Origin of the sequence: Trebonia sp. (assembly GCF_030042015.1) — a bacterium.
Taxonomy (GTDB): Bacteria; Actinomycetota; Actinomycetes; order Streptosporangiales; family Streptosporangiaceae; genus Trebonia.
On the sequence record NZ_JASIAL010000535.1, the window covers coordinates 21,553 to 34,680 of the forward strand.

The following is a 13,128-nucleotide window of genomic DNA, read 5'->3' on the forward strand; positions in this document are numbered from 1 at the left end:
CCAGTTGAAGCACGCGGTGCGGGAGTTCCTGCCGTGCATGCACAGGGCCGGTTTCTGTGCATGCACAAAAGCCTTATTGTGCATGCACAACCGCCGTTTTGTGCATGCACAAGGCGACCGCCGCGAGCCCGGCTCCGGGCCCGGTAAGTGCCCTCCCAGGCTCCCCCGTGCCGCGTCAGTAAAGCGCGCACGCCCGGTTTCACGTAATTGCGCCGCGGGTAATTCGCCAATTTTCCCGGCGGCCACGAGCGGTCGCCGCCGCCGCGGGGCCGCCTCCAGGCAATTGCAAGCGGATATTCCGCCTCCGTTATGATGCCTGTCATGCGCTATCGAACCCTCGGCGACTCCGGGCTGCTCGTCTCGGTGGTCGGCCTCGGCGGCAACAACTTCGGCGGACGTCTGGACGTGCAGCAGACGCGTGCGGTGGTGGACGCCGCCATCGACGCCGGCATCACTCTTCTCGACACGTCCGACACCTACGGCAAGGACGGCGGGTCCGAGCTCGCGCTCGGCGAGGCGCTCGCCGGCCGCCGCGACGCGGTGGTCCTGGCCACGAAGTTCGGCAACCAGCGGACGGACATGGGGTATGGCGCCGCCGCCGGGGCCAAGGGCAGCCGCAAGTACATCCGGCTGGCCGTGGACAAGTCGCTCACGCGGCTGCGGACCGACTACATCGACCTGTACCAGCTGCACACCCCGGACCCGCTGACGCCGATCGAGGAGACGATCGCCGCGCTGTCCGAGCTGGTCACCGAGGGCAAGGTCAGGTACCTGGGGCACTCGAACCTGTCAGGCTGGCAGCTGGCGGACGCCGCGCACAAGGCGGCGAGCGCCAACCGCACCCCGTTCGTCTCCGCCCAGAACCACTGGTCGCTGCTCGAGCGCGGCGCGGAAGCGGAGGTGCTCCCCGCGGCGCGCCACTTCGGGCTCGGCGTGCTGCCGTTCTTCCCGCTGGCGAACGGGCTGCTCACCGGCAAGGTGCGGCGCGGCCAGGCGGTGCCCGCCGGCACCCGGCTCGCGGCCCGCGCTGGCTACGTCACCGACGACAAGCTCGCCAAGGTGGAGGCGCTCATCTCCTGGGGCGCCGAGCACGGCGTGAGCGTGCTCGAGATCGCTATCGGCGGGCTCGCCGCGCAGCCGGGCTGCGCCTCGGTGATCGCCGGCGCGACGTCACCGGACCAGGTCAAGGCCAACGCGGCCGCGGGGGAGTGGGAGCCGACCGCGGCCGAGCTCGCGGAGATCGACGCGATCGTCCCCCCGCCGGCGCAGGAAAGATAACAGGCCCACTATCCCGAACGGTCCCGGCCGTCTCTCCAGCCCCCGCCGGTCCGCGGCTGGTGCGGCGGCGCTCAGCCGCCCGCCACCGCGGTCTCGTACAGGGCCGCCACCGCCGTCCCGAACACCGCGGAGTACGACACCGACGGCGTCAGCCCGCCCTGTTCGTAGCCGCCGATCACGCCGATCACGACGCCCTGGCCGGTCGTCGCCGACAGGTCGGCGAGGAACGGGCCGCCGCTTGTCCCGTCGGTGTAGCCGCCGCAGTCGAACTGGAGCTGGGTGGGGCTGAAGCTCGTCGTCGAGTTCACGCACCACACCGGCTCGTTCGCGCCGTCCGGGTAGCCGATCACCTGGACGAGCGTGCTGGCCTGCGGGCTGGTGCCGAGCTGTTCGGCGCCGGTGACGTCCTCGATGGGGACGCCGTCCCCGGCCGGGGACAGCCGCAGGAAGGCGACGTCGTCGTTCGGGTTCTGGGAGGACTGCCAGGCCTGATCGGTGTAGATGCGGGTGACCTGCCAGATCCCGTACGGGGCCTTGCCGTCGGCATAGCCGGGGACGAACGCGATCTGCTCCGTCCTGCCGGTCACGCAGTGGGCCGCGGTGACGGCGAGGTCGCCGGCCGGGCTGTCCACGACGCTCGCCGTGCAGAAGTGACTGCCAAGCCGGCCGGAGCCGTACGTGAACAGCGCGCCGACGGCGGCCACCCCGCCGAAGGCCTGACCCGTAAGCGACGTTCCTGTCATCCGGTCCGGAGGGCCGATCCGTTCCGCGAGGCGCGAGGCACCGCCGTCGGCCGGGACCCCTATCACCACGGCGAACACGGCGACGGCGGAGAGGGCGGCGGCAGCGCTAAGCCGCTTGCGCTGGGCAAGCGCGCGGATGGCGCGGATGGCGCGGCGCAGCGGAGACCTCATCCACCCACCTCCATGCACCGCCCCACGCCGACGGCGAGCGCCGGGTTTATCCACATTCGACCCTAAAATCGGGCAATGTCGGCAAACGACCAGAACTTGCATCGGCTGTTGCCATGCCGATGCTCAATTGTGATCTATCGATCGATGTCACGCTAGGGCCTGATCCTTAGAAGATCCTTAGATTTCGCTGGACGCTGACGTCCGCCAGCCGGGGAGCGAACGGGACCCGCAGCGTGTTACAGGAGGCGGATGCGCCTGGTGAGCAGTGAGGCGAGGTGTTCGTGAGCGCCGCTGGGCAGCCCTGGGCACGTGGCCGGCCGCCCGCTCCGCGCTGCTCGGGCGCCGCTGGACAGACGCGACGGTCCGTTCGGGCGAATCATGACTTTCATCCCGAACGGACCGCGGCGACTCACCGGATGAACAGCCTGACGCCGAGCCGGTCCTTGCGTCCGCTGCCGCCGCACTTGCGGCACTTGCGGTGCGCGTAGGTGTACACGCTGCCTGTGTGCTTGCCGCCGCCATTGCAGACGCGGCACTTGGTGAACGGGTGGATGCGCAGCGAGACGTAGTACCCGGCTGCGGCGACGATGACGATGAGGATGAGCACTGCCATGTGAAACTGCTCCCGCCGTGGGCGCGAGGGACGCGCGTGACGGAAAATCACGCCCCGTTAGCGTGGCGGCGCGCTGCGTTCGTGCGGACAGGCGCGCAGGACCGCCGTGTGCCGGGCGTGGCCAGGTCCGCTGCCGCTTGCCCCTGGGCCGCCCCCGGATTCCTGGGTCGCCAGCGACGCAGGTCGCTGGCGTGTATACGGCGAGAATAGACGAATGTAATTGCCTATGTAGGCTATTTATCGATATGCCGGGCATGTCGCGCACGCAAAAATTAAATCAGCCGTAACAATGGGCAATTCCCGCCAATTAAGCAACTGCGCTGTAGTTTTCGCGGCGGCGGGAAGGCCGGCGGCGAGGCGGCGGCGGATGAACCGTGCCAGCCTCCCGCCTACCGGTAGGCGGCGACGCCCAGCCTGACCGCGAGCGCGAGCCCGCACGCCGCGATGAAGACCCGCAGCCCCCGTACCGGCAGCCGCCGGACCAGGCGCGGCCCGGTGAGCCCGCCGATGAGGAAGCCCGCGGCCAGCGGCGAGACGAACGCCCAGTGCACGGGCGCGAATGCGGCGAACATGATCGCCGCCACGCCGTTGGCCGCGCCGGTGATCGCGTTCTTGACCGCGTTCACCCGGACGAGAGACTCGCTGATCATCGTGCACAGCATGGCGAGCAGCAGGACACCGCCCGCAGCGCCGAAGTAGCCGATGTACATCGCCACCGCGAACACTCCCGCCAGGCGGCGCCCGGACCGTTCGGCGCCCGGCCGCGGCGCCAGCCCCCTGATCATCGGCTGGGCGAGCAGCACGAGCGAGGAGCCGCCGATCAGCACGGGAACCACGACGCCGAAGGCGCCGGCCGGCGCGAGCAGCAGGACGCCGGCCCCGGCCGCCCCGCCGAGCGCCGTGATCGCGGCGAGCCGCAGCGTCCGGCCGCGCTGGCCGGTGAGTTCCGGCCGGGATCCCAGCACCGACCCGGCGCCGGTGAGCACGAGCGACACCGTGTTGGTCACGTTGGCCGACAGCGGCGGCAGGCCGAGCGCGAGCAGCACGGGGTAGGAGACGACGCTGGCGACGCTCGCCACCGTGCTGGCCACGCCGCCGCCAATGCCCGCCGCGAGCAGCACAACTGCTTGGTAGACGGTCATATATGGGTCAATCATCAGCCGGCTGGCGGATGCCGCCTAGCCGCTGACGCTGTGAGCTTGATCGCACGAGGTGGGTGGCCGACGGCAGGAGGTCCGCAGCGTCTCGGCGCGCTGCGGACCCCGCCGCGGGGAGCAGTGGCGGCCGTCGATGCGGTCAGGCGGGAACCCGGTGGCGCAGCCACACGGGCAGCCGTGGCACGCGGAGCGGCTGGCGGGCCGGCCCGGACGGGACGGCCGTGGTTGCCGCCTTGCGGGCCGCGCGAGCCTGCCTGGCCAGGCGCTGCCGGTCCGCTTCGGCGATCCGGCTGGCCTGCCGTTCGGCGGTGAGCTGGCTCATCAGGGTGGGATGCATCGGTATCAACTCGCCTTCTGGTTCGTGGTGCTCGTCGCTTCCGACAAGCGGCGGAGCTGCAGAACAGCTGCCGGCGGGTGACGATCGCTCAGGCCCCGAGCGGGCATTGCGGCGTCACCTGCATGGGATGACCAGATTGGGCGGGTTTTTTACCTGCGTTCCCCGTACATCTAGGAACACGGACGGGACCAGGCGGCCGGTTCACGGGTCAGCAAAAATTTTTCCGCCATTTGTCAGTTGACCGCCCGGGCGCAATGCCGTTCGGCCCAAGTCGATCTTGGCGGCCCGGCTGGTCCGGTCACCGGGAGCTGGAACCGGACATCAATGCGACCCGGACGAGCGGTTGCCCTGCCGGTGCCGGTGCTGGCAGGCCCGTTTCGCGTGATTTGTCGCAACCTGCACTTGAGACTTCCACGCCCGGGCCATGATCTCGAAGACTTTTTATACTTACAGCTGCAAAATCTCTACACGTTAAAAAAGTCTTCGCGATAATTGGCGCGCCGCGCTGCGGACCGTGGCACTCGCCGCACTCCGGTTCGCCAGCGCATCACGGTCATCAGTGGCTAAGCGCCAGCGGCCCGGGCGTGTCGCCGACCAGCGCTCGCCCAGCCTTACCCCGAATACCTGAGCCAAATGACGCCGAGACGGCCGCGTTCTAGGCCGGGCGGTCCCTTTTCGGGAGCTTGCGCAGCACGGCCGCGTAGGAGGCGTCGATCGCCTCCATGATCTCGTCGTCGGGGATGGAGCCGCCGATCCGCAGGCTGTTCCAGCCGGACCGGCCGATATAGGCCATCACGGCGGCGTCGCGGGGGTAGCGCAGCAGCCACTCGTCGGCGACGTCGCGGCTGGCGCCGCACTTCAGGCCCACGCTGAGCGGTTCGCCTGAGCCGAGAAACGCGAAGATCTTCTGGCCGACCTTGGTGACGACGTCACCCTCCCAGGGCCGGTCCTGCCACGCACCGGGCTTGGACAGGCAGTACGCGAGCAGCTCGTCGGCGGTCATGCGGTCATGCTACGGGTGACCGCCGCGCATGGCCCCGCCGCCGGCGCCACTGCTGACCCCGGCGACCGCCGCGGCAACCTCGTACGGCAGCTGCCGGGGATACACGAGCAGGGCCCGGGCCAGCTCCCTGATCTGCGGCCGCAGCGGGGTGAGCAGCCGCACGCCGTAGCGCCACGCCGCCGCCTCGTCCGTGCCGAACCTGGCGCCGATCCCCGCGCGGAACCGCCGCGCGTCGCCGCCGTCACCCCGCCAGGAGGCCAGCCACGCCCGCAGGTCCTCCTCCGTCGCCGGCAGCGTCCAGTCGCGCAGCCGTTCGGCGATCTGCCCGGCGGCGTCGATGGCGAACCCGAGCTCACCGCCCCCGCGGATGGAGTGCACCCGCCCCGAGCTTGCCGCGCCGGCCCGGATGCTCGCCGAACTGAACCGCGCGCCGACCGCGAGCGCCGCGACCGCGTGCCCGGCCTCGTGCCAGGCGGTGCGCACGGCGGCCGACCGGGCCGGCGCGTAGCTGGCGGCGAAGCCGCCGTCATAGCGCTGCCGGATCCAGGCATCGTGCACGATCGACTCGTCGTCGTACCTGGCGAGCCTGCGCAGCTCCGCCGCGACCGCGTCCAGGATCCGCTGCCGCGCCGGGGACGCCGGGGACGGCGGGGACGGCGGGGACGCCGGGGTCATCGCGGGGTCACCGGGCAGCCATCAGCGCGGCCGCAGCACGCAGAACTCGTTGCCCTCAGGGTCGGCGAGCACGGTCCATGGCACGTCGTGCTGGCCGACCTCCGCCAGCGTCGCGCCGGCCGCCCGCAGCCCGGCCACCGCGGCGGCGTGCTCGGCACCAGGCCACGGCCGAAGGTCCAGGTGGACCCGGTTCTTGCCGGTCTTGGCGTCAGGCACCCGCAGCAGCTCGAGGAAGGGGCCGGTACCGGCCGGCGAGCGCAGCGACACGAACCCGTCCCAGGCCGCCTGCCTGGTGAAGCCCGACGCCAGCTCCCAGAAGCCCGCCAGGGCCTGCGGGTCGCGGCAGCCGCAGACCACCGCGGCGACCGGCCCTGTGCCGGCGTAGACCGGGCGCGGGTCAAGCACGCAGAACTCGTTGCCCTCGGGATCGGCGAGCACTATCCACGGCACGTCGCCCTGGCCGATGTCCACCGGGACCGCGCCCAGCCTCGTCAGCCGGTCGAATTCGGCATCCTGGTGCGCCAGCGATGTCGTCGCGATGTCGATGTGCAGCCGGTTCTTGCCTGTCTTCGGCTCGGGCACGGCCACGAAGACCAACGGCAGCGCCGACGGCTGCGGGTAGCTGTAGCCCGGCGGCCACACCGCGGCCCCGGCTTCCTCGGCGAAAGGGATCTCCCAGCGCAGCGCCGCCGACCAGAACTTCGCCTGCCGCGCCGGGTCGGCCGCGTCGATCACGACATTGACCAGCCTGGTGAGCACCACCCAAGCCTGCCACCGGCCCCCCGGCCTCGCAATCGCGCATCACCACCACGCGGCGCGTTTCGGGTACCGTTAGATGCTCGTGAATCGGTTGCGGTCGGCGAAGCCGGATGAGAGCAGGAGCGAAGGCGCGGCGTCCCGCCGGACCGCCGCGCTGGAGCGGGCGCTGCTCGTCGTCGGCGTGGCCGCCCTCGGGTTCAACCTGCGGGGCGCGATCACCAGCCTGCCGCCGGTCTTCCCCGAGCTTGCCGCCAGCCTGCACCTGTCGACGGCCGAGATCTCCGTGCTCGCGGCGACGCCGGTCATCTGCTTCGGCGTCGTCTCCGGTTTCGCCGCTTTGCTGAGCAGGCGGCACGGCGAGGAGCGGGTGCTGCTGGCCGCGCTGGTCGCGCTCGCCGTCGGCCTCCTGCTGCGCGGCGCGGCGCCGGGCGCGCTGCTGTTCCCGGGCACTGTGCTCGCCGCGGCCGCGATCGCGGTGATGAACGTCCTGCTGTCCAGCCTGATCAAGCGGCGGTGGCCGGAACGCGCGGGCTTCCTCATCGGCCTGTACATCACCGCGCTGTCCGTCGGCGCCATCACCGGGTCGCTGGTCAGCGTGCCGCTCTGGGACGGCACCGGCGGCTCGGTCCCGCTCACGCTCGGCTGGCTGGCCGGGCCCGCGGCGCTGGCGGCCCTGCTCTGGCTTCCGCAGGCACGACATGTCCCCCGAACGATCCCGGCTTCATCCCCTGGCCCGGCCCTGTCCGCTGCGGCGCGACCGCACCGGGTGGCCGTGCACCGGCACGCGCTCGCCTGGCAGGTCACCGCGTTCATGGGCATCCAGAGCCTGCTGTACTACGCGGCGCTGTCCTGGCTGCCGACGATCCTGCGCGACCGTGGCGCCAGCGCCGGGACCGCCGGTGACCTGCTTGCCCTGATGGGCGTGGGCAACCTGGCGGTGTCGCTGGCCGTCCCTGTGCTCGCGCAGCGGATGCGCGCGCAGTACGCGCTCGTGGTGCCGACCGTGGCGGCCATGGCGGCGGGACTGGCCGGAATCGTCTACCTTCCGCTCGGCTCGGCCGTCGTCTGGGCGCTGATCCTCGGCGCCGGGCAGAACGCCGCGCTGAGCCTCGCGATCTTCTTCACGATGGCGCGGGCGCCGTTCCCGGCGGCCGCCGCCTCGCTGTCCTCGCTCGCGCAGGCGGTCGGCTACCTGCTCGCAAGCGCAGGCCCGCTTGAGGTCGGGCTGCTGCATTCGGCGACAGGGAGCTGGAACCCCCCGCTCGCGGTGCTCTTCGCGCTCACGGGCGTGCTGCTCGTCGCGGGCCTGCTGGCCGCCCGGCCCCGGGTGCTCCCCGCCGACGCCGCGGCGCCCGGAGCCGCGGACGCCGCGGATGCCGCGGCGGAGGGCGGATGATGGCGCAGGCACCGGTCGGGTTCGACCTCGACATGACGCTGATCGACTCGCGGCGCGCCATCCTGGCCGCGTTCGCCGGGGTCGCGGCGGACACGGGCGTGCCGATCGACCCCGCCGCCGTGGACAGCAGGCTCGGCATCAAGCTGGAGGACGAACTCGCGTTCTGGTTTCCCGCCGGGCAGGTGCCGTTCGCCATGCGCGTCTACCGCGAGCACTACGTGCGGCTGGCGGGGCCGCTGACCAGCGTGCTGCCCGGCGCCGCCGAGGCGCTGGCCGCGGTCCGGGCGGCGGGCGCGCGCGCCGTCGTGATCACCGCCAAGTACGAGGTGACGGCTCGGTGGAGCCTGGACGGCACCGGGCTCACCGCCGACGAGCTGTTCGCCGACGTGCACGGCCCGCAGAAGGCGGCGGTGCTGGCCGGCTTGCGGGCCGTCGTCTATGTGGGCGACACGCCCGCGGACATGGCGGCCGCCGTCCAGGCGGGGGCGCGGGCGGTGGGCGTGGCGACCGGATCGTTCACGGATCGTGACCTCCTGGCGGCGGGCGCGGACCGGGTGCTCGCGTCGCTTACGGAATTTCCCGCCGTGTACGCGGACCTGCGGGCTGCGATCCCGTGACGCGACGAGGGGTACCTCCCCGTCCGCCCTGGCACGACTCGTTTCGCCACGATAGAAGTGGGCGTGGGCGGCGCAACAACAGTTAAGAACCTGTAAGGTTTGCCGGGTGAGCTCCGTGCTTGATCGCCTAGGCGTAGCCACGTCCAGTGGGAAGCTCAAAGGCACGCGCCTCCTGATCGCAGGGGCCGCGGCTTTTGCTCTCATGCTCGCGCTGTGGGCGATCTACTCGGCGATCCACCCGGTCGGTTACACGCTGTACCCAGCCGACCTGAAGGTGTACAGGGACGGCGGCCTCATCGTCAGGCATATCAGCCCGCCGTACAACTCGACGCTGGCCGACCCGCTGTACGACTGGCCGCTGAACAGCGTGTCACTGAAGTTCACATACACGCCGTTCGCCGCGCTCTTCTTCGCCGTCGTGTCGTTCGTGCCGTGGTCGATCCTGCCCCGGCTGTCCCAGGCGGTCAACCTGGTCGCGCTGGTCGCGGCGGGCTGGTGCACGGTGGCGGCGCTCGGCCACACCGACCGCCGGGTCCGGGCGGGCGGTGCTCTCCTCGGCGCGGCGGCCGGGCTGCTCACCGAGCCCGTGTTCCGCACCATGTACCTGGGGCAGGTCAACCTGCTGCTGATGGCGCTGATCATCTGGGACCTGTGCCAGCCGGACACCCGGCTGCGCGGCCGGTGGAAGGGGCTGGCGACCGGGTTTGCCGCCGGGATCAAGCTGACCCCGCTGATCTTCATCCCGTACCTGCTGCTCACGCGCAAGTTCCGGCAGGCGGGGATGGCTGCCGGCGGCTTCGTCGCCACGGTGCTCCTTGGCTTCCTCGTCCTGCCCGGCGACTCCAGGGACTACTGGCTGAACGGCCTGTTCATCCAGGACGGGCGCACCGGGTTCGTTGGCTGGACAGGGAACCAGTCGCTGCGCGCGATCACGACACGGCTGGCGGGCAGCATCGACGCGGGGACGGTGCCCTGGGTGGTCGCCGTCGTGGTGGTGACGGTGTTCGGCCTGCTCTGCGCCGCCATGCTGCACCGCGCTGGACACGCCATGCTCGGGCTGCTCACGGCGGCCCTCGTCGGGCTGCTTGACTCGCCGATCAGCTGGGACCACCACTGGGTGTGGGTGGTGCCCGGCATGATCGCGGCCGGCCACTACGCCTTCCGTGCGTGGCAGGCCGGCCGCCGCCGCGCGGCGGCCGGGTCCGCCGCCGTCGCGGTCGGCATCCTGCTCGTGTTCGCGTCGTGGCCAGGCAGCCTCTGGAGCGTCTACACGAGCGGTCCTGGAAACTTCACGAACGGGCTCATCTGGGCCGCGCCGTACACCCCGGTGACCAAGTACCAGCTGGACGGCGACCAGCCGTGGTTCCTCGAGTACCACTGGCACGGCCTGCAGCTGCTGGCGGGGAACGCGTACGTGCTCGCCGGCCTCGCGCTGCTGCTGATCCTCGGCATCACCGGGCTCGTATCGCGCGCCTCGGCCTCGCGGGCCCGGCAAGCCGCGGTCAGCCCGGCCCGCGCCGCCGCCTGACCACAGTCGGCCACCACCGCTCCCGACGCACCTCCGCCCCGAGGCACCTCCGCGCAGGCTCGGTGCCGCCCCAGCTACCCGGCCGCCTCAGCCCCGTCCGCCCCAGTCGTCCGCGCGAGCCTCGGGCGTCCGACCCGCTTGACCGGCCGCGCGTTCACCAGCATCTCGCTCACGGGCTTCTCGGTGACCCGGTCCCCGAACGCGTCGGCGTCCATCGTGACGCGCCTTGGCAGGTCTTCGCCGGGCAGGTACAGGTCGAGCACGGCAACCCGCAGCGTGTCCTTCTCCAAGGCCAGGGCCTCGTCGGCGAGCGCCTCGATCTCCACCGGTCCCTCGCCGAGATCGGGGTGCTCGTGGATCACGATGCGCGCTAGCGCGTCGTCGCGCATGATGAGCTGGCCGCTCAGATCGCTAAACCGGACAGTCTTCTGACCCATGATTCGACCCCTCTTTCTGAGCATTGTGCAGTGAGGTCAACACTGCCGGAAACCTGTTCGTTTGTCAAACGCGTGTTCTATAGGGACTGGCCTCTGCGAAACTACTCTCGACGAAAGGGCCGGTCAGTAGTAATCGCGCATGAGCTCGCTGACCCACTCTGGTTCGCGTACCTGACCGCGCGGGGCCAGCTGGCTGATGTACGGCTTCACGTCGAGCACCGGTGACCCGTCCAGCGCGTCAAGCCCGCGGACGGTCAGCTCAAGCCCGTCGACCGACAGCAGCTCACAGCGCGAGACGCCGAGGTGGTTCGGCCGCAGCGGGGAGCGCCCCGCCAGCACTCCCACCATCGGCCACCGCGGGTCGCCCCGGGGATGAAATGCCCCGCGGCGGTCGGTGATGGCCAGGTGGAACACGAACACCACCTCGAGGTGAGAGTAGTCCGCCAGCCCGATCGTGGCCTCCGGCTCGACCTCGGCGGGGTCAAGGACGATCCTCGCGGTCACGTCGCCCCAGTTGTCCTCGTAGATCTCGGTGCGCCCGCCACGCACAGCGCCGATCGGCGTGACGGTGATCGAATCGCTCATCGCTTCCCCGTGAATAGATCGGTGATCGTGGTGGTCGGCACGCGCCCGGCTCGGCCCTGCGGAAGGTTTACCCGTAACGAGCCGTCCCCTCTCCCTCGGCTGACCAACTTCGCCACCTGGAGGCGGAGGGTCGCGTGCCCGGCGGTTCGCTCCACCAGCGCCTCCAGCACTGGCCGTGGCGCTGTTATTGGCGTTGGGGGCCCCGGCGCCAATAGGGCTGGCGTTGGGGGCCCCACCGCCAAGCCGGGTTAGTGCCGCCCGCGGTGGGGTCGGCCCGCCACGCGCCCGGCCCACGCAGCGGGCCAGCCCGGGCGGTTCAGCCTGGCCCGATGCGCCGCCCGCTGATCCGGGCCGGGGCGATGCGGACGTACACGTCCCGCGCGCCGCCTGCCCACGGCTGGAGACGGGTAGCGTCCTCCAGGTGCCTGACCTCACGCTCGTCGTTGATCGTGTGCGCGTGGCCCTGCACGAGGACGCTCCAGCCTGCCTGCAGCGCCTCGTCGACGCTGTCGGCTTCGAAGCCGACACGGGCATTGGCGTAGACGGCGAGCAGCGTGTCCGGTGCGGTGCGGAAGATGATGGCCCTGCCCAGCACGGCGAAGTTGACCGGCAGCACCATGACCCCGTCCGCGGACATGAACGCGACGCGGCCGACGCCGCCCGGTTCCAGCAGGTCGAAGCACTCGTCCGGGCTGAGCGTCCGCAGCGAATGCGTGCCTGACAACACACTGAGCGCGTCCCGGTTAGCCGCGCGCTCCTTCCCGGTTGCCATGTGCATGCACCTCCGCCATCGACAGGCTCTTACGTGTCTCCAGCCTTGTCACGCCGGCGCGGGGATGCTGCGGCCTGAAGTCCCGGCCTGACCCTGACGGTCCGCCCTAAACAGGACCCGCACGTCCCTTGACCGCGGTCACCATCCCTTTCGCTGGGTGAAGCTGAACCAGTTGCCCGAGTCGTCGCGCAGGATCGCCTCGATCCCGTAAGGCCGCTCGGCGGGCGGCTGCGTGAACTCGACGCCGCGCTGCACGAGCACCGCGTAGTCGCCGCGGCAGTCGGACGTGGCCAGCACGCCGGGGGAGAGGGCGCCCTTCGCCACCAGCGCCCGGACCTGCTCGGCGGTCTGCCGGTCGAGCATCGAGTGCGCGGGGTCCATCAGCACGAACTCCTGGCCGGTGCTCCCCGGCGGGCGCACGGTCAGCCAGCGCATCCCGTTGTCGAGCTTGATGTCGTTGGTGAGCTCGAAGCCCAGCTTCCCTGTGTAGAAGTCTCTGGCCGAGTCCTGGTCAAGCACCCAGACCGACACGATGTCAATGCCGTTGATCATGCGCCAGACGGTACGCCGTCGGACAGTTCGCGGGCTTCTCCGGAAGTGCTGCCTTGGCCGCGGCCCGGAGCGGGCAGGCCGGTCTCCCACATCAGGACGAAGCAGCCGGGGATGGGAGCCGGCCCGCCCCGGCTGGCCGCCTCCGCGCGGTAGCGGGACGGGGACATGCCGGTGTGCTCGGCGAACCGCGTGCTGAACGTGCCGAGGCTGGTGAAGCCAACCAGGTGGCATATCTCGGTGACGGTGAGGTTAGCGGACCGCAGCAGCTCGCAGGCCCGCTCGACCCGCCGCCTGGTCCGGTATCGCCCAGGCGTCTGCCCGTACGCCGCGCGGAAGGCGCGGATGAAGTGCTCCCGCGAGTATCCCGCACCGTTGGCCAGCGCCGCGATGGGAATGTTCTGGCCGTAGTCCCGGTCGATTCGGTCCCTGGCCTGCCGCAGCATCCGCAGCGACGCCACGTCCGCCTGCCGGAACGTCATGCCCGCAGCCTACCGGGGCGCGCTCC

Annotated in this window: 16 protein-coding genes; 4 read left to right on the plus strand and 12 right to left on the minus strand. The window is 71.1% G+C overall.

The features are described from left to right. The first annotated feature begins 321 nt into the window (after positions 1–321). Complete coding sequence (locus Q1N79_RS28415) at positions 322–1,278, plus strand: aldo/keto reductase (RefSeq protein WP_300614138.1); 957 nt, start codon at positions 322–324, stop codon at positions 1,276–1,278. 71 nt (positions 1,279–1,349) lie between these two features. On the opposite strand, the gene Q1N79_RS28420 is transcribed toward Q1N79_RS28415, so the two are convergent. From Q1N79_RS28420 to Q1N79_RS28450, 7 genes are all read right to left on the minus strand, one after another. Further along, the gene (locus Q1N79_RS28420) at positions 1,350–2,192 is read right to left on the minus strand and encodes a trypsin-like serine protease (protein ID WP_300614139.1); all 843 of its coding nucleotides are present in this window, start codon (positions 2,190–2,192) and stop codon (positions 1,350–1,352) included. Positions 2,193–2,601: 409 nt separating this feature from the next. Next, positions 2,602–2,805: a hypothetical protein gene (locus tag Q1N79_RS28425; protein WP_300614141.1), complete on the minus strand. Its 204-nt coding sequence runs from the start codon at positions 2,803–2,805 to the stop codon at positions 2,602–2,604. A gap of 389 nt (positions 2,806–3,194) precedes the next feature. Further along, positions 3,195–3,947 (minus strand): sulfite exporter TauE/SafE family protein, encoded by a 753-nt coding sequence (locus Q1N79_RS28430; RefSeq protein WP_300614142.1) that lies wholly within the window; start codon positions 3,945–3,947, stop codon positions 3,195–3,197. A 154-nt stretch (positions 3,948–4,101) separates the two neighbouring features. Continuing rightward, positions 4,102–4,284, minus strand: coding sequence for a hypothetical protein (locus Q1N79_RS28435; RefSeq protein WP_300614143.1), 183 nt, complete (start codon positions 4,282–4,284; stop codon positions 4,102–4,104). Positions 4,285–4,954: 670 nt separating this feature from the next. Continuing rightward, positions 4,955–5,302, minus strand: coding sequence for an MmcQ/YjbR family DNA-binding protein (locus Q1N79_RS28440; protein ID WP_300614144.1), 348 nt, complete (start codon positions 5,300–5,302; stop codon positions 4,955–4,957). A gap of 9 nt (positions 5,303–5,311) precedes the next feature. Beyond that, positions 5,312–5,977, minus strand: a complete 666-nt coding sequence (locus tag Q1N79_RS28445) for a hypothetical protein (protein ID WP_300614146.1) — start codon at positions 5,975–5,977, stop codon at positions 5,312–5,314. Between the two features lie 21 nt (positions 5,978–5,998). Further along, positions 5,999–6,736 (minus strand): VOC family protein, encoded by a 738-nt coding sequence (locus Q1N79_RS28450; RefSeq protein WP_300614147.1) that lies wholly within the window; start codon positions 6,734–6,736, stop codon positions 5,999–6,001. Positions 6,737–6,812: 76 nt separating this feature from the next. Between Q1N79_RS28450 and Q1N79_RS28455 the strand changes: the two genes are divergently transcribed. The 3 genes from Q1N79_RS28455 to Q1N79_RS28465 all read left to right on the plus strand — a co-directional run bounded on the left by Q1N79_RS28455 (position 6,813) and on the right by Q1N79_RS28465 (position 10,277). After that, entirely contained in the window at positions 6,813–8,132 is a 1,320-nt protein-coding gene (locus tag Q1N79_RS28455) for an MFS transporter (protein WP_300614148.1), read from the plus strand. Next, the gene (locus Q1N79_RS28460; RefSeq protein WP_300614149.1) at positions 8,132–8,749 is read left to right on the plus strand and encodes an HAD family hydrolase; all 618 of its coding nucleotides are present in this window, start codon (positions 8,132–8,134) and stop codon (positions 8,747–8,749) included. Before Q1N79_RS28455 ends, Q1N79_RS28460 begins: the two co-directional genes overlap by 1 nt. 202 nt (positions 8,750–8,951) lie before the next feature. After that, positions 8,952–10,277, plus strand: coding sequence for a glycosyltransferase 87 family protein (locus Q1N79_RS28465; RefSeq protein ID WP_300614150.1), 1,326 nt, complete (start codon positions 8,952–8,954; stop codon positions 10,275–10,277). Between the two features lie 74 nt (positions 10,278–10,351). On the opposite strand, the gene Q1N79_RS28470 is transcribed toward Q1N79_RS28465, so the two are convergent. The 5 genes from Q1N79_RS28470 to Q1N79_RS28490 all read right to left on the minus strand — a co-directional run bounded on the left by Q1N79_RS28470 (position 10,352) and on the right by Q1N79_RS28490 (position 13,102). Next, positions 10,352–10,714: a hypothetical protein gene (locus tag Q1N79_RS28470; protein WP_300614151.1), complete on the minus strand. Its 363-nt coding sequence runs from the start codon at positions 10,712–10,714 to the stop codon at positions 10,352–10,354. A gap of 123 nt (positions 10,715–10,837) precedes the next feature. Beyond that, positions 10,838–11,299 (minus strand): SAM-dependent methyltransferase, encoded by a 462-nt coding sequence (locus tag Q1N79_RS28475; RefSeq protein WP_300614152.1) that lies wholly within the window; start codon positions 11,297–11,299, stop codon positions 10,838–10,840. Positions 11,300–11,615: 316 nt separating this feature from the next. Further along, positions 11,616–12,071: a pyridoxamine 5'-phosphate oxidase family protein gene (locus tag Q1N79_RS28480; protein WP_300614153.1), complete on the minus strand. Its 456-nt coding sequence runs from the start codon at positions 12,069–12,071 to the stop codon at positions 11,616–11,618. A gap of 138 nt (positions 12,072–12,209) precedes the next feature. Further along, on the minus strand, positions 12,210–12,623 hold the full coding sequence (locus Q1N79_RS28485) for a VOC family protein (RefSeq protein WP_300614154.1): 414 nt from the start codon (positions 12,621–12,623) through the stop codon (positions 12,210–12,212). Further along, complete coding sequence (locus Q1N79_RS28490) at positions 12,620–13,102, minus strand: helix-turn-helix transcriptional regulator (RefSeq protein ID WP_300614156.1); 483 nt, start codon at positions 13,100–13,102, stop codon at positions 12,620–12,622. The genes Q1N79_RS28485 and Q1N79_RS28490 overlap by 4 nt, the downstream gene beginning before the upstream one ends. Between the last annotated feature and the right edge of the window lie 26 nt (positions 13,103–13,128).